Source organism: Streptomyces sp. RGM 3693 (genome assembly GCF_050471125.1).
Lineage (GTDB): Bacteria > Actinomycetota > Actinomycetes > Streptomycetales > Streptomycetaceae > Streptomyces.
Genome location: NZ_JBMPPQ010000002.1, coordinates 588252 through 606490, shown reverse-complemented (window position 1 = coordinate 606490; position 18239 = coordinate 588252). Strand labels below are relative to the sequence as shown.

Annotated in this window: 16 protein-coding genes; 4 read left to right on the top strand and 12 right to left on the bottom strand. The window is 72.2% G+C overall.

Annotated elements, in window-relative coordinates; translation table 11 throughout:
• Positions 1-162: 162 nt before the first annotated feature.
• From ACO0M4_RS20010 to ACO0M4_RS19975, 8 genes are all read right to left on the bottom strand, one after another.
• A complete protein-coding gene (locus tag ACO0M4_RS20010) occupies positions 163-576 on the bottom strand; it encodes a DUF3151 domain-containing protein (RefSeq protein ID WP_390022570.1) in 414 nt (137 codons plus the stop codon).
• A gap of 164 nt (positions 577-740) precedes the next feature.
• Positions 741-2336, bottom strand: coding sequence for an MFS transporter (locus ACO0M4_RS20005; RefSeq protein WP_430372114.1), 1596 nt, complete (start codon positions 2334-2336; stop codon positions 741-743).
• A 127-nt stretch (positions 2337-2463) separates the two neighbouring features.
• On the bottom strand, positions 2464-3486 hold the full coding sequence (fbaA, locus tag ACO0M4_RS20000; RefSeq protein WP_430372112.1) for a class II fructose-bisphosphate aldolase: 1023 nt from the start codon (positions 3484-3486) through the stop codon (positions 2464-2466).
• Between the two features lie 250 nt (positions 3487-3736).
• Positions 3737-4279 carry an orotate phosphoribosyltransferase gene (gene pyrE / locus ACO0M4_RS19995; RefSeq protein WP_430372111.1) on the bottom strand — a complete coding sequence of 181 codons (543 nt, stop codon included), beginning with the start codon at positions 4277-4279 and terminating at the stop codon, positions 3737-3739.
• A 43-nt stretch (positions 4280-4322) separates the two neighbouring features.
• A complete protein-coding gene (locus ACO0M4_RS19990) occupies positions 4323-5168 on the bottom strand; it encodes an aldose 1-epimerase (RefSeq protein WP_430372109.1) in 846 nt (281 codons plus the stop codon).
• Positions 5169-5262: 94 nt separating this feature from the next.
• Positions 5263-6198 carry a carbon monoxide dehydrogenase subunit G gene (locus ACO0M4_RS19985; RefSeq protein WP_430372108.1) on the bottom strand — a complete coding sequence of 312 codons (936 nt, stop codon included), beginning with the start codon at positions 6196-6198 and terminating at the stop codon, positions 5263-5265.
• 131 nt (positions 6199-6329) lie between these two features.
• Positions 6330-8072 carry a polyamine aminopropyltransferase gene (locus ACO0M4_RS19980; protein ID WP_430372106.1) on the bottom strand — a complete coding sequence of 581 codons (1743 nt, stop codon included), beginning with the start codon at positions 8070-8072 and terminating at the stop codon, positions 6330-6332.
• Positions 8073-8207: 135 nt separating this feature from the next.
• Positions 8208-8726 (bottom strand): DUF2617 family protein, encoded by a 519-nt coding sequence (locus ACO0M4_RS19975; protein ID WP_430372105.1) that lies wholly within the window; start codon positions 8724-8726, stop codon positions 8208-8210.
• A gap of 965 nt (positions 8727-9691) precedes the next feature.
• Between ACO0M4_RS19975 and ACO0M4_RS19970 the strand changes: the two genes are divergently transcribed.
• Entirely contained in the window at positions 9692-10870 is a 1179-nt protein-coding gene (locus tag ACO0M4_RS19970) for a pyridoxal phosphate-dependent aminotransferase (RefSeq protein ID WP_430372103.1), read from the top strand.
• 146 nt (positions 10871-11016) lie between these two features.
• Here ACO0M4_RS19970 and ACO0M4_RS19965 read toward each other — a convergent pair whose 3' ends face one another.
• Positions 11017-11553 (bottom strand): YbjN domain-containing protein, encoded by a 537-nt coding sequence (locus tag ACO0M4_RS19965; RefSeq protein ID WP_390027193.1) that lies wholly within the window; start codon positions 11551-11553, stop codon positions 11017-11019.
• Between the two features lie 121 nt (positions 11554-11674).
• Positions 11675-14365, bottom strand: coding sequence for an ATP-dependent chaperone ClpB (gene clpB, locus ACO0M4_RS19960; protein ID WP_430372101.1), 2691 nt, complete (start codon positions 14363-14365; stop codon positions 11675-11677).
• A 198-nt stretch (positions 14366-14563) separates the two neighbouring features.
• Between clpB and ACO0M4_RS19955 the strand changes: the two genes are divergently transcribed.
• The 3 genes from ACO0M4_RS19955 (at position 14564) to ACO0M4_RS19945 (ending at position 16515) form a co-directional block, all read left to right on the top strand.
• The gene (locus ACO0M4_RS19955; protein WP_430372100.1) at positions 14564-15136 is read left to right on the top strand and encodes a Uma2 family endonuclease; all 573 of its coding nucleotides are present in this window, start codon (positions 14564-14566) and stop codon (positions 15134-15136) included.
• 41 nt (positions 15137-15177) lie between these two features.
• Positions 15178-15582: a pyridoxamine 5'-phosphate oxidase family protein gene (locus ACO0M4_RS19950; RefSeq protein ID WP_390027184.1), complete on the top strand. Its 405-nt coding sequence runs from the start codon at positions 15178-15180 to the stop codon at positions 15580-15582.
• Between the two features lie 528 nt (positions 15583-16110).
• Positions 16111-16515, top strand: a complete 405-nt coding sequence (locus ACO0M4_RS19945) for a hypothetical protein (protein ID WP_430372098.1) — start codon at positions 16111-16113, stop codon at positions 16513-16515.
• A 78-nt stretch (positions 16516-16593) separates the two neighbouring features.
• On the opposite strand, the gene ACO0M4_RS19940 is transcribed toward ACO0M4_RS19945, so the two are convergent.
• Both ACO0M4_RS19940 and dnaJ read right to left on the bottom strand, forming a co-directional pair.
• A complete protein-coding gene (locus tag ACO0M4_RS19940; protein WP_390027178.1) occupies positions 16594-17049 on the bottom strand; it encodes a heat shock protein transcriptional repressor HspR in 456 nt (151 codons plus the stop codon).
• Between the two features lies 1 nt (position 17050).
• Positions 17051-18229 (bottom strand): molecular chaperone DnaJ, encoded by a 1179-nt coding sequence (dnaJ, locus tag ACO0M4_RS19935; RefSeq protein ID WP_430372097.1) that lies wholly within the window; start codon positions 18227-18229, stop codon positions 17051-17053.
• Between the last annotated feature and the right edge of the window lie 10 nt (positions 18230-18239).

Genomic DNA, 18239 nt, shown 5'->3' with positions numbered 1-18239 from the left:
CTCCTTCCTTGTCGGCTCGGGAGCCCCGGTCCCCTCGGGCGCGGGATGACCCGGCCCACTGAAATCATCCGTGCTGCGCCACGACCGCGCAAGGGCCGGCCGCGATCTTGCGGCCGGCCCCTGCGCCCGCCCCGGGAGACCGGGGCGGGCACTCGCGGCGGCTCAGGTGAGCGTGTCGGCCGCGGTCGGCGAGGAGTCACGGAGGAAGGTCGAGCAGCGCTCGTACTCCTCCTGCTCGCCGATCGCCTGGGCGGCGCGGGCGAGGGCGTGCAGGGCGCGCAGGAAGCCGCGGTTGGGCTCGTGCTCGAACGGCACCGGGCCGTGGCCCTTCCAGCCGGCCCGGCGCAGCGCGTCCAGGCCGCGGTGGTAGCCGGTGCGGGCGTAGGCGTAGGACTCCACGACCCGGCCGGCCTCGAAGGCGTCGTCGGCGAGCTGGGCCCAGGCCAGGGAGGAGACCGGGTACTTCGCGGCGACGTCGGTCGGCGCGGTGCCCGAGGCGAGCAGCGCGCGGGGCTCCGGGTCGTCGGGCAGGTGGGTCGGGGGCGGTCCCCCGAGCAGGTTCTCGTGAATGGGCATGCGACCAGTCTGCCCGTTCGCTGCGCTTGGCTGCCTTCCCACGTTGTTGGCTTTCCCGCCGTGGCTGTTCTTGCGCCTGCGGCGCGGTGCCGCTGCGCGGGCTGTTCCGGGGCGGGGCCGCTGCGCGGGGCTGTTCGGCCGCGGTGCCGGGTCTGTGGGGGTGATTATGCGGGTGACTGTGGGGGTGATTGTGGGGGTGGCTGGGGCTGGGTCGTGGTGGGGGTGTGTTCGCCGGGGTCCAAGGGTGGGGCGGTTACGCCGCAGTGGTAGGTGCACTCGGCGTGGCACGGCTCGGCGGTCTCGGGTTCGGTGGGGTGGAGGACGTCGTTGCGGACGGTCAGCCAGGCGATCAGGGCGCCGACCAGCAGCACCGCGGCGCACAGGGGCATGGCGCGGCGGAAGGCCGCGGCGAACGTCGGGGCCGAGCGGTACGCCTCCGGGCCCATGCCCGCGAGGAGTGGCAGTGCGGCCACCGCCACCAGTCCGGCGGCCCGGGCCGCCGCGTTGTTGATGCCGCTGGCCAGGCCGGCCCGGTCGACGTCCACCGACGCCAGCACGGTGGCGGTGAGCGGGGCGACCAGGGTCACCATCCCGGCGCCCAGCACCACCAGCGCCGGCAGCACGTCGGCGACGTAGGACGTGCCGGGGCCCACCCGGGTCATCAGCAGCATGCCGGCCGCGCAGAGCACCGGGCCGACGGTCAGCGGGATCCGCGGTCCGATCCGCTGGCCCAGTTCGCCGGAGCGGGCCGACAGCAGCAGCATCAGCACGGTCGTGGGCAGCAGCGCGGTGCCGGCCTGGAGCGCCGAGTAGCCGGCAACGACCTGGAGCTGGAGCACGGAGAGGAAGAAGAACCCGCCGAACGCGGCGTAGACGCACACCGTCACCGCGTTGACGGCGCTGAACTGGCGGATCGCGAAGATCTTCGGCGGCAGCATCGGGTCGGCCCGTCGCCGTTCGACACGGAGGAAGGCCACTCCGAGCAGCACCCCGGCCACCGCGGGCACGATCACCCCGGGTGCGGCGCCCCGCCCCGGTGCCGCGATCAGCGCGTAGGTGACCCCGGCCAGGGCCAGCGCGCCCAGGACCGCCCCGGCCACGTCGAAGCCGTGCGCCCCGCCCGCCCCCCGCTCGCGGGTCTCGGGGACGTGCCGCAGCGCGATCGGCACGCAGGCCGCCGCCACCGGCACGTTCAAGAAGAACACCCAGCGCCAGCCGGCGCCGTCCACCAGCCAGCCGCCGACGAACGGGCCGATCGCGGCGGCCACCCCGCCCAGACCGGACCAGGCGCCGACCGCCCGGGCCCGGTCGTCGGGGTGGAACACCGCCTGGATCAGCGCCAGCGAGCCGGGGGTGAGCAGCGCCCCGCCGACGCCCTGGAGCGCACGGGCGGTGATCAGCACCCCGGGGCCCGGCGCCAGCCCGCACAGCAGCGAGGCCACCGCGAACCACACCACGCCGATGACGAACACCCGGCGCCGGCCGAACCGGTCGCCCAGCGCCCCACCCAGCAGGATCAGCGCGGACAGGGTGAGCATGTAGGCGGTGACCGTCCACTGGAGCACCGCCAGGTCCGCGTTGAGGTCCGCGCCGATCCTCGGCAGCGCGACATTGACGACCGTGCTGTCCAGCATCGCCATGCCCGAGCCGAGGACGGTGGTGGTCAGCACCCAGTGGCCCTGCGACGAGGCCAGCCGGACCCGGCCCGGCGCGCTCCCGGCCACCGCCCCGCCCGGCTCACTCCTGGCCGGATCATCCATACGGTGAGCATGCCCCGTTCCGCGGCCGCCCGCTCCCCGGCCGGCGATGACGGCGGCCCGGACGCCGCAGGGCCCCGCAACCGGTACGGCTGCGGGGCCCTGCGAAAGCCGCTGAGCGGCCCGGTGCCTACTTGAGCTTGGTGCCCGTAGAGCGCAGGTTGGCGCACGCCTCGGTGACGCGCTTGGCCATGCCGGCCTCGGCCAGCTTGCCCCAGCTGCGCGGGTCGTAGGTCTTCTTGTCGCCGACCTCGCCGTCGACCTTCAGCACACCGTCGTAGTTGCGGAACATGTGGTCCGCGACCGGGCGGGTGAAGGCGTACTGGGTGTCGGTGTCGAGGTTCATCTTGACCACGCCGTTCTCCAGCGCGGTGGCGATCTCCTCCTCGGTGGAGCCGGATCCGCCGTGGAAGACGAAGTCGAACGGAGCGGTCTTGCCGTACTTGGCGCCGACGCCCTGCTGGAGGTCCTTCAGCAGCTCGGGGCGGAGCACGACGTTGCCCGGCTTGTAGACGCCGTGGACGTTGCCGAAGGAGGCGGCGAGCAGGTAGCGGCCCTGCTCACCCAGGCCCAGCGCCTCGGCGGTGCGCAGCGCGTCCTCGACGGTGGTGTAGAGCTCGTCGTTGATCTCGTGGGTGACGCCGTCCTCCTCGCCACCGGTCGGGGTGATCTCGACCTCAAGGATGATCTTGGCGGCGGCGGCGCGGGGCAGCAGCTCCTGCGCGATGGCCAGGTTGTCGGCGAGGGTCTCGGCCGAGCCATCCCACATGTGCGACTGGAAGAGCGGGCTACGGCCGGCCTTGACGCGCTCCTCGGAGATCGCGATCAGCGGGCGGACGTAGCCGTCCAGCTTGTCCTTGGGGCAGTGGTCGGTGTGCAGCGCGACGTTGACGCCGTACTTCTCGGCGACCACGTGCGCGAACTCGGCGAGCGCCACCGCACCGGTGACCATGTCCTTGTTGTACTGGCCGCCCAGGAACTCCGCACCACCGGTGGAGATCTGGATGATGCCGTCGCTCTCAGCCTCGGCGAAACCGCGCAGCGCCGCGTGCAGCGTCTGCGTGGAGGTCACGTTGATGGCCGGGTAGGCGAACTTGCCTGCCTTCGCCCGGTCCAGCATCTCGTTGTAGACCTCAGGGGTTGCGATGGGCATCTGTCCGCTCCTTGTGTGTGCGGGGTGTGCGTTCTTGGCCCTGACCAGGGGGCGACGACTTCGCCGTGGCACATCTTCCCAGACTCACCGGATTGCTCCACATCGCCCGTGCGGCCGCCGCCCGCGAAGAGCGCGCTGTTTCACGTGAAACCGGGCCCGGTGTTTCACGGGAAAACCTGCCCCAGGTTTCACGTGAAACACCGAGCCCGGGACAACGCCGCAGGTCAGTGAGAACGACCCGATCGGGTCGTCAGTTCAGGCCGAGATCGTCGAGCTGGTAGCCGGTGAGGTACCGCAGCCCGGCGCCGTCGATGGCCGAAGCGGCACCCCGGTCAACGATCGTCGCAACCGCAACCACCTCGGCGCCGGCCTCCCGCGCCGCCTCGACGGCGGTCAGCGGCGAGCCACCGGTGGTCGAGGTGTCCTCGACCACCAGGACCCGACGGCCCTTAATGTCCGGGCCCTCGATCCGGCGCTGCATGCCGTGCGCCTTCTGCGCCTTGCGGACGACGAAGGCGTCCAGCCGGCGACCGCGCGCGGCGGCGGCGTGCAGCATCGACGTCGCCACCGGGTCGGCGCCGAGCGTCAGCCCGCCGACCGCGTCGAAGTCCAGATCGGCGGTGAGGTCGAGCATCAGCTGACCGACCAGCGGCGCCGCCTGGCCGTCGAGGGTGATCCGGCGCAGGTCGATGTAGTAGTCGGCCTCCTTGCCGGAGGAGAGCGTCACCTTGCCGTGCACCACGGCCTTGTCCTTGATCTGCTGCAGCAGCTCGCCGCGCACGTCGTCAGTCATGCGCACGAGCTTAGGACAGGGCCCTCACCACGGCGTCCGCCGGCTACAGGGCGCGCCAGCTCCAGGTCGTCGAGACCTCCAGCGGGTCGATCGGGGTGACCAGACGGGGGGCGGTGTTCAGACCGTTCGGCGGGCCGGACTGCGGCTCGACGCAGACCGCCTCGTCCTGCTCGTCGTAGACCACGACCCATTCCGCGCGGCTGGACACCGTCAGCTGAAGCCGTCCCGGCCAGGTCAGCGTCACCTCGACGCCGCTCGGCATGCCGAAGCAGTCGTCCCACGGCCCGGGCTGCGGCGTGATCCGGCGGCCGGTCGGAAGGTGGTCCGGTCCCCGCTCCTCCTGCCACTCGGGAGCGAAGTCGATCCGGACGTCCTCGCCCTCACCGAGGTTGCGCAGGAACCACGGGTGCCAGCCGGCCTGCGCCGGGAAGGAGTCGCCGGCCGCCTCGACGCCCATGGTGAGCGTGAGCGAACCGCCGTCCTCGGCCAGTTCGACGAGCTGGGTGACGGTCCCCGGGTAGGGCCAGGGGGCCGCGGGGTCGGTCAGCTCGTAGGTGAAGGCCGCCGCGGTGTCGCTGGTCCGCGCGGTGCGCCAGCGGAGGTCGCGGCCGGTGCCGTGGATGGCGTGCGGCGGCGAGTTGACCGGCATCTGGTGGAGTTCGCCGCCGTTGCGGAACCGCCCGTGGTCGATCCGGCCGCACCACGGGACCATCGGGAAACTGCCGTACTTGGCGCCCTGCCGCAGCAACTCCGTGCCGCCGACGCGCAGACTGCCGAGCCGGCAGCCGTGGTCCGGGTGAACGGTCAGTTCGGCGTCCCCGGCGGACAGCAGTACGCCGTCCGCGCCGCGCTCCCGCGCCGCGCTCTGCGTGGTGTTCTCGGTGCTCACGGAAGCGACCCTAACGGTGCGACCGCCTGCACGCCGGGACCCGGGCGCCGGCCGGCCCGCGCCGGCGCCCCGGCCACGCCCGCGGACCGCCCGGTCACCGCCGTCGCCGCAGCACCCGCCCGACCACCACCGCCGAGGCCAGCACCACCGCGGCGGCGGGCGCCGCCCAGCGCAGCGGTACCGAACTCCCACCGGGCTCCGGCGCGGGCACCGGCGCGTACCGGCCGCGCGGCGGGGCGTGGTCGACCTCCTCCGCACTGCGCCCGATCATCGTCCGGCGGGCGTGCGCGGCCTCCGCCGGCGCGGCCCCGGGCACCTCCTCCGGACCGCCGGGGGCGTCGAGCCCGTCCTCGTCGTCGGCCCCGAAGGGAGCCACCTCGGGGACGTCGTCCGCCGCGAGGTCGGCCGGCTCGTCGGGGTCCGCCACCACGCTGACGTCGTCCTCCGCGGCACTGAGCGGATCGAGCGACGGCGGCGGCACCTCGGTGTCGAAGACGCTCTGCGGCACCGGTCCGGGGGCCTCCTCCGACGCCTCCCCGACCGGCCGGTCCGTCAGATCCGCCGCGAGGTTCTCCGCGAACCGGTCCAGCAGCCGCCGCCCGGCGGTCGCCACCAACTGGTCGTCGGCGGCGGCCAGCCGGCCCTCGCTGCGGACCGTGCCAGCGCACACCAAGGTCGTCCCGGGGCCGGGCTCGGAGGCCGGGGCGAGCCGTACGGTCAGCGTCAGCGTCACGGTCCCGTCGCCCCGGGTCTCGGTGCCGCTCGCCTCGATGGTCACCGCGGTGGCCTCGTCGCCGGTCGCCCGGGAGTCGTCCCCCGGGCCGTCGGCCGAGCCACCGCTGACCGTCAGCGCGCCGCGGTAGGTGATGGTGGAGCCCCCGACGCGCAACCGCAGCCGCCCCTCGGGGCGGTGTGGGGCCGCATCGGCGTCGAGTTGGACTCCTGGGACACAGCGCGCCACGCGCTCCGGTTCGGTGAGCGCCTGCCGCACGGTCCGGACGGGAAACGGAACGTACACCTCATGCTCCATGGCATGGGAGCCTACCCAGCACCCGCGGCGCGCGTGCCCGCTGCGGCGCGAACTTTTCGCGGGCGGCCCCGGACCGCCGTGCCCCGCACCGGCCGGAGCCGCGCCCCGCCGTGGTGGGCGCCCCCGCTCGCTCACTGGAGATACCGGGGATGCATCAGCGTCGAGGGCGGCAGCCCGGGGATCCCCTCCCGCAGCTCCCGCCGCCAGCCGGCCCGCAGCTCGCTCAGCGGGACGACGGTGGGCGGGGCGTCCGGGGCCGTGCCGAGCCGCGGCGGTCGCCGGGCGGCCAGGACGAAGCCCCAGTACCGCTCCCCGTCCGACGGCGGGGCGCCCGGCCCCCGCTCGTCCGTACCGGACCGGCCCGCTCGGGGGACCTGCGCGACCGAGCGGTCCGGGCCGCCAGAGAAGTCCGCCCACCGGCCGGGGAGCCGGTACGGCAGGGTCGCCAGGCCCATCGAGCGCAGCGTCGCCACCACCGTCCAGTACGTCCGTGGCCGGGCGCGCGGCGGCCCGGCGTGCACCACCAACCGGCCGTCGGCGGCCAGCACCCGCGCGGCGAGGCCGTAGAACTCCTGGGAGTACAGCTTGGTGCTGGCGGTGATCCCGGGGTCGGGGAGGTCGGAGACCATCACGTCGTAGGGCGCCGGCCGTCGCCCGCCCGAAGGGCCTTGCCGGCGCAGCCAGTTGAAGGCGTCGGCGAAGACCACCCGCACCCGGGGATCGCTGAACGCGTGGCGGTTGAGGGTGGACAGCCCCGGGTCGGTGCGCGCCAGCCGCACCACCTCGGGATCGATCTCGACGACCGTCACCGACCGGACCGTGCGGTAGCGCAGCAGCTCGCGCACGGCCAGGCCGTCACCGCCGCCCAGCACCAGCACCCGGCCGTGCGGACCGCCCGACATCACGGGGCCGACCAGCGCCTGGTGGTAGGCGCGTTCGTTCTCCGAGCTGACCTTCAGCCGCCCGTCGAGGAACAGCTCCAGCGGTCTGCCGGAACCTTTCCTCCCCCGTCCCGAGCCGGCTCCGCCCTCGCGCGCACCGCCCACGCCGCCGGTCAGCACCACCTCCTGGACACCGGTCTGCTCGGCGACCCGGGCCTGTGCCCCGTACACCGCCCGGCGGGCGGCCTGCTCGAACGGCCCGGCCAGCGCCATCCCCGCGCCCAGCAGCGCGAGCACCAGCGCGTTGACGCCGAACAGCGCCCAGCGGGCCCGGGTGGTCAGATCGTGGCCGAAGAGCCACAGCACCAGCACCGCACCGGCGAGGAGGTTGACCGCCCCGGTGACCAGCGCCCCCGTCAACTGCCCCAAACAGGGCAGCAGAAGGAAGGGGAAGGCCAGTCCGCCGACCAGCGCGCCGACGTAGTCCGCGGCGAACAGATCGGCCACCGCACCGCCCGCGTCCTGCCGGCGGACCCGCTGGATCAGCGTCATCAGCAGCGGTATCTCGGCGCCGATGAGCACACCGATGCCCAGCGAGAAGCCGACGAGCGCGACGCGGGACTGGCCGAGCCAGGCGAAGCAGGCGTAGAGCGCCATCGCGGAGCCGCCGCCGACCAGCGCCAGCACCGCCTCGACCGCGCCGAACCCGACCGCGGCCCGGCAACGCAGCCGTTTGGCCAGCAGCGCCCCGATGCCCATCGCGAAGACCATGAAGGACAGCACGACCGACGCCAGGGTGACCGAGTCGCCGATCAAGTAGCTTGCCAGGGCGACCAGTTCGAGCTCGTAGACCAGACCGCAGGCCGCGCAGATGAAGACCGCGGCGAGCACCAGCAGCCGGCCGAGCCCGGCCGGCACCGGCAGCCGCGCCGACGTCAGGGCCTCCGGTGGCCCGAGCGCGCCGGCTACGAGGGGCTCTGGCGGGTCGATCATGACATGAACGCTACGTGACGATCTGGTGGCCCTATGTCACCCACACGAGTGCAGTCTGCGTGCGGTACACACCAGTTGAAGGCCCCACGGAGATGACGCCTCGCACCCCCTCCGAGCCCCCCGGCACCACCGCCGTCAGGCGGCGACCGCCGCCCGCACCCCTACCCGCGTACGGGTGGCCACCAGCCGCCCTTCCTGGGGATACGCGTGCCAGGTGCGCCACCGCACCTGCCCCTGCTGCCGCTGCGCCAGCATCGCGGTGAAGGCGTGCGGCGAACCGGGGAAGGTGCCGGCGAGACCGTGCGGATGCTCGGCGACCAGCGCCAGCAACTCCTGCGCCCGGCCGGCGAACGAGCCGCGGGAGAGGGTCTCGACGTGCGCGGCGAACTCGTACTCCCAGTCGCCCAGCCGCTTGGCCACACCGAGCGGCAGCGGCGTGCTGCTGCCCGGCATACAGGCGACGGTCTCGGAACAATTGCCGTGCTCCTCTTCGAGCAGCACCTGGTGCGAAGCCCCGAGCAGCCTCAACTGCACTCGGGCGTCGTTGAGTTGGAGGTCCAGTACGGCCAGCGCCGGCAGGGGTTCCCTGCCCAGCGCCCAGGCCAGGTCGGATGCGCGGGTATCGGTGTACGCCGTCTTCAGGGTGGTGAGCATGGGTCGGCTCCGCAAGCACGCAGTGGATGGTGGGCCGGCCCGCCCGAGAAGGGGATCAGGGATGAACGACTGCCTGCCGGCTCGTGCCCACGCGGGGTCCGAGAACTGGGGGATTCTCAAGGGAGAGGGAATCACGGATGGCGTGGCGTCCACAGCATTTTTACCCATCTTCGCCCTGGTTTCCATCCCCTAGAGGGCCATGCAGCTCACCTGTTCAACACCCCATCGCACAACGGTCGTTGGACCATTTCACGCCACGCGCCGGACGCATATGCAAGGTCGCATGAGCTGGCCGCATGTGTGCCGGCGCAGGGGTACGCGGAGCCGCGGCGCGACGGCCGGAAGGGCCGTGAAAAGCGTCGTGCCCACGGCCGCGGACGGGTGCGTCCCGCAGTCGTGGGCACATGCGTACGAGTGCCTGTCGGACGCCTCAGCGCCCCCTGGCGCCTCTCTCAGGAACCGCCACCGCAGCCGCCTCCACCGCCACAGGAAGAACCCCCGCCGCAGGAGTGCCCGCCGTGATGGCCGCCCCCGCCGCACGAGGAGTGGTGATGATGGTGCCCGCCGCTCGAAACGGAGCCGCCACCGCCGGCCACCCACCAACTTCCCCCACTGCTACCGCTGTTGCTGCCATAGCGGGACGCCTTGTACCCGCTGGACCTGCCGTACGAACGGCGCCCCTTGCGCGAGCCGCCCCGCACTGCCGCGGCCACCACCACCAGCACGACGATCACTATCACCGCGAACACCATGAATCCCGACATCTTCGCCCCACTCTCCTTTCGTTCCCCCGAAGCGAGGCATCGCTCCGTCGGCGCCCCGTGCGCCGCCGCGGCGCCGTTCCGCGCCGTAAGGCCGCCCTGGCCGGCGGCCGCCCTCGTCCTTGGTGCGGGGCTGATGCCCGACCCCCTGGCGGCTCAAAGCACAGTTGAGGAACTCCAGAGGTTCGACGGAGGATGGCGCGCATGGACCGACCGCTGCTCAACCGACGCCTCGCCGCATTCGGCACCACGATCTTCGCCGAGATGTCGGCGCTCGCCCAACGCACCGGCTCCATCAACCTCGGCCAGGGCTTCCCCGACGCCGACGGCCCCGAGGAAGTCCGGGAGGCCGCGGTGCGCGCCCTCCGCGACGGCCGCGGCAACCAGTACCCACCCGGCCCCGGCATCCCCGAGCTGCGCACCGCCGTCGCGGCCCACCAACAGCGCTTCTACGGGCACCTCGGACTGTCCTACGACCCCGACACCGAGGTCCTGGTCACCGCCGGCGCCACCGAGGCCATCGCCGCCTCGCTCCTCGCCCTGGTCGAACCGGGCGACGAGGTCATCGCGCTGGAGCCGTACTACGACTCGTACGCCGCCTGCATCGCGATGGCCGGCGGCCAGCGCGTTCCGGTGACCCTGCGCCCGTCCGCGGAGACCGGCACGTACCACCTCGATCTCGACGAGTTCCGCGCCGCCATCACCAACAAAACCCGCCTCATCCTCCTCAACACCCCCCACAACCCCACAGGCACCGTGCTCTCCCGTGACGAGCTCGCCGCCATCGCCGCGCTGGCCGTCGAGCACGACCTCCTGGTCGTCGCCGACGAGGTCTACGAGCACCTGGTCTTCGAGGGCGAGCACCTGCCGCTGGCGTCGTTCCCCGGTATGCGCGAGCGCACCGTCACCATCAGCTCGGCCGGCAAGACCTTCTCGTTCACCGGCTGGAAGGTCGGCTGGGTGACCGCCTCCGCCGCGCTGATCACCGCGGTCCGCTCCGCCAAGCAGTTCCTCACCTACGTCTCGGCCGGCCCCTTCCAGTACGCCGTGGCCGAGGCGCTGGCGCTGCCCGACTCCTACTTCACCGGGCTCCGCGAGGACCTGCGCGCCAAGCGCGACATCCTCACCACCGGCCTCACCGACGCCGGCTTCCAGGTCTTCCGCCCGGCCGGCACCTACTTCATCACCACCGACATCCGCCCCCTCGGCGCAACGGACGGCTTCGCCTTCTGCCGCGCCCTCCCCGAACGCGCTGGCGTCGTCGCCATCCCCAACGCCGTCTTCTACGACCACCAGGACCAGGGCGCGCCCTTCGTCCGCTTCGCCTTCTGCAAGAGCGTCGCCGTCCTGGAGGAGGCGGCGGGGCGACTGAAGCGGCTGTGACCGACGCCGGTCCCGGTCCGGTGCGGGGCGGGGGTGTGGCAGCGGTGCCGCCGTGAGCCGGGGCGGGCCCGACCCCGGGCGGACACGACGCGGGCCCCGAACCGACGGATCGGTTCGGGGCCCGGGCAGCCGGGGCGGACGGGGCGTTACGCCTCGTCGTCGCCCGGCTTCTCGTCGGAGTCGCCTTCGATCTCGGCCTCCAGGCCGAGCTGCTCGACGATCCACTTGTCGAATTCGATCGAGGCACGCACCCAGCTGACCGTGCTCGACACAAAGTGTTCGAGCGCGACACCGGTGCCGACCAGCATCGATGCCTCACCGATCAGACGAACGCTGCCGTCGTCGTGGGTGTGGGTGTACACCTTGGGCCAGAGCGTCCGACGGTTCCAGTCGTCGATCGCCTCCAGCAGCTTCAACTTCTCGTCGATGCCGTGGACGCGGTCGTAGAACGTGCGGACGGAGAAGATCTCCTGCTCTTCCTCACCGCGGAACATGAAGTACGTGCGGAACTGCTCCCACGGGGCGGCGAGGTCACCCTCCTCGTCGACGACGTACTTCAGCTCCATCTGCTCAAGAAGCTGCTTGACCAGGTCCTGGTCGGGGACGACGGGACCATCAGGCCCCGACGGCTGCGGTTCGGGCTGGCCCCCGAAATTCGGAATCGAGGACGGGTCGATGCTCACCGTGGAATTCCCTTCGTATGGTCCTTGCCCATCCTCCCCCATACGCGCCCGGTCCTGGCAAGCCCGGCCGGCTGACCGGCGCGTACGGGGGCCGGCGGGAGGGCCGTGCGGCGCCGGTCCCTCAGGCGGTGGGGCGGACCGCCTCGACCGACAAGCCCTCGCCGTCGCTGTCCACATCCACCCGGACGGTGTCCCCGTCGAGCACGTCGCCGGCCAGGATGGCGCGCGCCAGCTGGTCGCCGATGGCGCTCTGGACCAGGCGGCGCAGCGGACGGGCGCCGTAGGAGAGGTCCGGGGCCGGGGCCTCCGCGACCGGTTCTCCCCCTAGCTCTGACGAGCTGGGGGGTACCCCCAGCCCGAGCCAGGCGAGCCAGGTCAGCGCCCGGTCGGTGACGTCCAGGGTGAGCCGGCGGTCGGCCAGGCGGCTCTGGAGGTGGTCCAGCTGGATCCGGGCGATCCGCTCCAGCTGCTCCGTGCCGAGCGGGTGGAAGACCACCAGGTCGTCCAGGCGGTTGAGGAATTCGGGGCGGAACGCGCTGCGGACCGTCTCCAGCACCTTCTCCTTCTTCTGCTCCTCCTTCAGCAGCGGGTCCATCAGGAAGTTCGAGCCGAGGTTGGAGGTGAGGATGAGGATGGTGTTGCGGAAGTCGACCGTACGGCCCTGGCCGTCCGTGAGACGCCCGTCGTCGAGCACCTGAAGGAGGATGTCGAAGACCTCGTGGTGCGCCTTCTCCACCTCATCCAGCAGGACGACGCTGTACGGGCGGCGGCGGACCGCCTCGGTGAGCTGGCCGCCCTCCTCGTAGCCGACGTAGCCGGGGGGCGCGCCCACCAGCCGGGCCACGCTGTGCTTCTCGCCGTACTCCGACATGTCGATCCGGACCATCGCCCGCTCGTCGTCGAACAGGAAGTCCGCCAGCGCCTTGGCCAGCTCGGTCTTGCCGACGCCGGTCGGGCCGAGGAAGAGGAACGAGCCGGTGGGCCGGTCCGGGTCGGCGATCCCGGCGCGGGTGCGGCGCACCGCGTCGGAGACCGCGCGGACCGCCTCACTCTGGCCGATCAGCCGCTTGCCGAGCTCCTCCTCCATGCGCAGCAGCTTCTGGGTCTCGCCCTCCAGCAGGCGCCCGGCCGGGATGCCCGTCCAGGCACCGACCACGTCCGCGATGTCGTCCGGGCCGACCTCCTCCTTGACCATCGACTCCATGGCGCCGCCGCTGTCCTTGGCCGCCGACTGCTCGGCCTCCGCCCGGGCGGCCTCCGCCAGCTCCCGCTCCAGGGCGGGGATCTCCCCGTACAGCAGCTGGGAGGCGGTGTCGAAGTCGCCGTCGCGCTGGGCGCGTTCGGCCTGGCCGCGCAGGTCGTCGAGGCGCTCCTTGAGCTCACCGACGCGGTTGAGGCTCTGCTTCTCCTTCTCCCAGCGCGCGGTCAGGCCGCGCAGCTCCTCCTCCTTGTCGGCGAGGTCCTTGCGCAGCTTCGCCAGCCGCGCCACGGAGCCGGCGTCGGTCTCGTTGCGCAGCGCCAGCTCCTCCATCTTCAGCCGGTCCACGGCCCGCTGGAGCTCGTCGATCTCGACCGGGGACGAGTCGATCTCCATCCGGAGCCGGGAGGCGGCCTCGTCGACCAGGTCGATGGCCTTGTCGGGGAGGAAGCGGGAGGTGATGTAGCGGTCGGAGAGGGTGGCCGCGGCGACCAGTGCGGAGTCGGCGATCTGGACCTTGTGGTGCGCCTCGTAGCGTCCCTTGAGGCCGCGCAGGATCGCCACCGTGTCCTCGACGGTCGGCTCGGCGACCAGCACCTGCTGGAAGCGCCGCTCCAGCGCCGGGTCCTTCTCGATCCGCTCGCGGTACTCGTCGAGGGTGGTGGCGCCGACCATCCGCAGCTCACCACGGGCCAGCATCGGCTTGAGCATGTTGCCCGCGTCCATGGCCGAGTCGCCGCCGGCGCCCGCGCCGACGACGGTGTGCAGCTCGTCGATGAAGGTGATGATCTGGCCGTCGCTGGCCTTGATCTCGGCCAGGACGGTCTTCAGCCGTTCCTCGAACTCGCCGCGGTACTTCGCGCCCGCGACCATCGCGCCCAGGTCCAGCGCGACCAGCCGCTTGTTGCGCAGCGACTCGGGGACGTCGCCCTTGACGATCCGCTGGGCCAGCCCCTCGACGACCGCGGTCTTGCCGACGCCCGGCTCGCCGATCAGCACCGGGTTGTTCTTCGTCCGGCGGGAGAGCACCTGCACCACCCGGCGGATCTCCTGGTCCCGGCCGATGACCGGGTCGAGCTTGCCCTCCCGGGCCGCGGCGGTGAAGTCCGTGCCGAACTTCTCCAGCGCCTTGTACGTGCCCTCCGGGTCCGGGGTGGTCACCCGCTGCCCGCCGCGACTGGCCTCGAAGGCCGCCAGCAGCTTCTGGGCGGTGGCACCCTGCTGTTCCAGCAGCTCACCGGTGCGGCCGCCCTTGGCGGCGATGCCGATCAGCAGGTGCTCGGTGGAGATGTACGCGTCGCCCAGCTCCTTGGCGCGCTGGGCGGCGTCCGCGATGACGGCGAGCAGCTCACGGTCCGGCTGCGGCGGGGCCACGGTCGAGCCCTGGACGCTGGGCAGCCCGGCGAGCTGCCGCTCGGCGCCAGACCGCAACTGGGCGGCGTCCGCCTCGACGGCGACCAGCAGGTCCATGATGTTCGCGTTGTCGTCGGCCCGCCCCGCTAGCAGCGCGAGCAACAGATGCGCGGACGTCATGTCCGCGTGCCCGGCGGTGATCGCCCGCTCATTGGCGGCGCTCAGCGCCTCCCGGCTCTTGTTGGTCAGCTCGGCGTCCACGTCTTCTGGTCCTCCTCGTGCGTTCCGGCGCTCAGCGCGCTCCCCTAATCCAACCCTGCCTTGGTCAACGTACGATAAGTTGAGTCTATTCCACTCAAGGCTCGCTCGTACGGGGGAACCGGGTGCGGAATATGCCCCTGTCACCATCCGAGACGGCAACGCTGGCCTTCGACCACAAGGAGGTGCAGCATGGCGGCTATGGCACACGAGCCTTTGCCCACGCACGAGGACACCCTCCTGGAGGGCTTCCTGGCCCTGGACACTCCAACCGGCTTCAGGGCCGAGCTCATCGAGGGGGAGATTGTTGTGTCACCGCCGACCGACGGCGATCACGAGGACTATCTGAGCATCATCGGCAGCCAGGTGACGCGAAGGTCCGCAACCGACATGCTGATCTCGGGCTACAAGGGGCTCGTCCTTTCCCACGCGGAAGGCCAGCCCCCGGACCATGTGATCCCCGACGCCACCATCGCCCCGTACGCGTTGCGCCTCTTCCGGGGTGCGGATCCGTGGATGCCCAGTGACGGCGTCAGCATGGTCGTCGAGGTGACGTCGAGCAGGCCGCGCAATGACCGGGTCGCCAAGCGCCACGCCTACGCACGTGCCGCCATTCCGCTCTATCTTCTGGTCGACCGCGGCAAGTCCGTGGTCACGCTCTTCAGCGAGCCGAAGGGCGACGACTACCTCACCACCCGCACCGCCCCCTTCGGCGACCGCCTCCCCCTCCCCGCCCCCTTCTCCTTCGACCTCGACACCGGCGAATTCCTCTGACCGGCGGGGTCGGCCTCTCCGGCCCCCACTAACCTGGCCCCATGGCCCACGACCTGAGCGCGCTGTCCCCCGAGTACCTCGCCTTCTGGGGCGAGTACCAGATGCCGACCCTCACGACCCTGCGGGCCAACGGCACTCCGCACGTCGTCCCGGTCGGCGTCACCTACGACGCCGGGCAGCGGATCGCGCGGATCATCACCCGCAAGGACAGCACCAAGGTCAAGAACGTCCTCGCCGCCGGCGCCGACGGGGCGCGGGTGGCGGTGTGTCAGGTGGACCGGGGACGCTGGGCGACCCTGGAGGGCGTCGCCAGGGTGCGGACGGACGCGGAGACGGTGGCTGACGCGGTGCGCCGGTACGCCGAGCGGTACGGCCGGACCCCGGAGCCCAACCCCGACCGCGTGATGATCGAGATCGCGGTGACCAAGGCCCTCGGCCGGGCCTGAGCGCCCGCCCCACCCCGCGACGCCCCGCCCGCGCCACCGGCACTGCCACCGGCATCGGCACCGGCACCGGCACCGAATCGGCCGTACACCAGCCCGCGTTCACTGCCGGCACGGCTACCGGCCACGCCACCACCCCACGCAGGTCCGGACCTGGCCGAAACCGCATCCTCCAGATCCGTCATCCGGCGCCCACCTGGTACTCAAGAACGGCAGGAACCGAACACCTCCGCACATCGACGAGCGGCATCGGCCCTGTCCCAGGCAAAAGACGGCAGCTGGAGGCCGCATGGCGTCGGTATTGGGCAACACGACGACCGTTCCGCGCCGCCTCCCCAGGAAACGGACGGCCCGACCCCGCCCCTCCGCCGAGAGCTGCCCCCGGTGCGGAGGCCAGTTGGCCGTGAATCAGGACGGCTGGAAGATCTGCCACGCCTGCGGATACGCCTCGCCGCCCGGCGCAGCCCCTCCTCCCCGGGCCCTTGGCGGGGGTATCGTCGCCCCCACAGTCGCCACGCCCCGGAGGGCACGATGAACTCGGTCCGAGTGACGGCGATCGCCTGTCTGATGCCGCTGTCCGAGCTGGACGAGGATCCGTTCCTGGTCGATGACCGCAGCCAGCACGCCATGTGCAAACAGTGGGCGGCAGCCCGTGACTACCGCCTGACCTGCCAGCTCAGCCTGCACCAGCTGCGCGCCGACCACAGCGCGCTGTGGCACGACGTCGAAGAGGGCCTGGTCGACGTGTTCGTGACGCCCAACCGCCGGGCGCTGGAGTCCGCCATCGACGGCGCCGACGAGTTCACCGCACGGTGCGCGGCGGCGGGCGTCCGACTGGAGACCACCGACCTGGACGAACCGGTCTACACCCTGGCGATGAAGTCGCACGTGCACCGCCGGCTGTCGATGCCGACCGCCGGGTACAACGGCTGCTGACCGCACGGCGCCGACAACGACACGCGAAGGGCCGGGGTGGTGTGCCCACCCCGGCCCTTCATCGCGTCCGCTACGGCGTCATTCCGACGGCCGCTTGGGCCGCCAGACCACCAGCGCGCTGGTCTGCTGCACGTCCTGATACGGCACCAGGTCGCGGCGGTAGGAGGCGTGCACCGCCGCCTCCCGCTGCCGCATCGTGCTGGCCGCGCCCTCCAGGGCGCCCTGGAGCTCGGCGACCCGCTGCTGGAGGGCCGCGACCTGGTTCTCCAGCTCGATGATGCGCTTGATGCCGGCGAGGTTGATGCCCTCCTCCTGCGACAACTGCTGGACGGTGCGCAGCAGTTCAATGTCGCGGGCGGAGTAACGGCGGCCCCGACCGGCCGTGCGGTCGGGAGAGACCAGGCCCAGGCGGTCGTACTGCCGCAGGGTCTGCGGGTGCAGGCCGGAGAGTTGGGCCGCGACGGAGATGACGTACACCGGCGATTCGTCGGTCAGTTCATAGGGGTTACGACGCTGCCCGCCCCGGCTGTCCATCTCATGCTCCCTTCGCGGCCTGGAACAGCTCCGCCCGCGGGTCCGGGCCCGCAGTCGCCTCGCGATAGGACTCCAGCGCTTCCTTCGCCTTGTCGCCGAGGTCCCCAGGAACGACCACCTCTATGGTGACCAGCAGGTCACCGCGGGTGCCGTCCTTGCGGGCCGCGCCCTTGCCGCGGGCCCGCATCGTGCGTCCGTTGGGGGTGCCGGCCGGCAGCTTCAGCGTGACCGGCGGGCCGCCCAGCGTCGGCACCTTGATCTCACCGCCGAGCGCGGCCTCCGGGAAGGTGACCGGCACCGTGACGGTGAGGTTGTCGCCCTTGCGGCCGAAGACCGGGTGGTCGTCGACGTGGACGACCACGTACAGGTCGCCGGCCGGGCCGCCGTGCTCGCCCGGGGCGCCCTTGCCGCGCAGCCGGATGCGCTGCCCGTTCGAGACGCCGGCGGGGATACGGACCTGCATCGTGCGGGCGCTGGACGCGCGCCCGCTGCCCTTGCAGACCTCGCAGGCTTCCTGGGCGATCAGGCCGCGGCCCTTGCAGTCGGCGCACGGGTCGGTGAGCGAGAAGCCACCGCCCGCGCCCCGGCTGACCTGGCCGGTGCCGACGCAGGTCGGGCAGACCCGAGGCGTACCGTTTTTGTCGCCGGTGCCGGAGCACGCCTTGCAGGGCGCCTGGCTGGACATCCGCAGCGGGACCGTGGCCCCGTCGACCGCCTCGGTGAAGCTGAGCGTCACCTCGGACTCGATGTCCTGGCCGCGGCGCGGCTGCGTACGGGTGGTGGAGCCGCCGCGGTTGAAGAGGCCGCCGAAGACGTCCCCGATCCCGCCGCCGAAACCACCGGAACCGCCGGAGCCACCCGCGCCCCCGGCGCCCCCGAAGAGGTCGCCGAGGTCGAAGTTGAAGCTTCCGCCCCCGCCGGGGCCGGGCCGGAAGCCGCCGTTGCCGAACAGCGCCCGTGCCTCGTCGTACTCCTTGCGGCGCTTGGCGTCGCCGAGCACGTCGTTGGCCTCGGAGATCTCCTTGAAGCGCTCCTCGGCCTTGGCGTCACCCTTGTTGGCGTCCGGGTGGAACTCGCGGGCGAGCTTGCGGTACGCCTTCTTGATCTCCGCCTCGGTGGCGTCCTTGGGGACGCCGAGGACCTTGTAATAGTCCTTCTCGACGAAGTCCTTGGTGCTCATCCTCGACGTC

Bases quoted from the DNA above. Each gene is read 5' to 3' on its own strand.
- ACO0M4_RS19985 (WP_430372108.1), bottom strand. From the start codon at position 6,198: ATGGAGCATGAGGTGTACGTTCCGTTTCCCGTCCGGACCGTGCGGCAG.
- ACO0M4_RS19950 (WP_390027184.1), top strand. From the start codon at position 15,178: ATGGCCCACGACCTGAGCGCGCTGTCCCCCGAGTACCTCGCCTTCTGG.
- ACO0M4_RS19955 (WP_430372100.1), top strand. From the start codon at position 14,564: ATGGCACACGAGCCTTTGCCCACGCACGAGGACACCCTCCTGGAGGGC.
- ACO0M4_RS20005 (WP_430372114.1), bottom strand. From the start codon at position 2,336: ATGGATGATCCGGCCAGGAGTGAGCCGGGCGGGGCGGTGGCCGGGAGC.
- pyrE (WP_430372111.1), bottom strand. From the start codon at position 4,279: ATGACTGACGACGTGCGCGGCGAGCTGCTGCAGCAGATCAAGGACAAG.
- dnaJ (WP_430372097.1), bottom strand. From the start codon at position 18,229: ATGAGCACCAAGGACTTCGTCGAGAAGGACTATTACAAGGTCCTCGGC.
- ACO0M4_RS19975 (WP_430372105.1), bottom strand. From the start codon at position 8,726: ATGCTCACCACCCTGAAGACGGCGTACACCGATACCCGCGCATCCGAC.
- ACO0M4_RS19970 (WP_430372103.1), top strand. From the start codon at position 9,692: ATGGACCGACCGCTGCTCAACCGACGCCTCGCCGCATTCGGCACCACG.
- ACO0M4_RS19940 (WP_390027178.1), bottom strand. From the start codon at position 17,049: ATGGACAGCCGGGGCGGGCAGCGTCGTAACCCCTATGAACTGACCGAC.
- ACO0M4_RS19945 (WP_430372098.1), top strand. From the start codon at position 16,111: ATGAACTCGGTCCGAGTGACGGCGATCGCCTGTCTGATGCCGCTGTCC.
- ACO0M4_RS20010 (WP_390022570.1), bottom strand. From the start codon at position 576: ATGCCCATTCACGAGAACCTGCTCGGGGGACCGCCCCCGACCCACCTG.
- fbaA (WP_430372112.1), bottom strand. From the start codon at position 3,486: ATGCCCATCGCAACCCCTGAGGTCTACAACGAGATGCTGGACCGGGCG.
- ACO0M4_RS19980 (WP_430372106.1), bottom strand. From the start codon at position 8,072: ATGATCGACCCGCCAGAGCCCCTCGTAGCCGGCGCGCTCGGGCCACCG.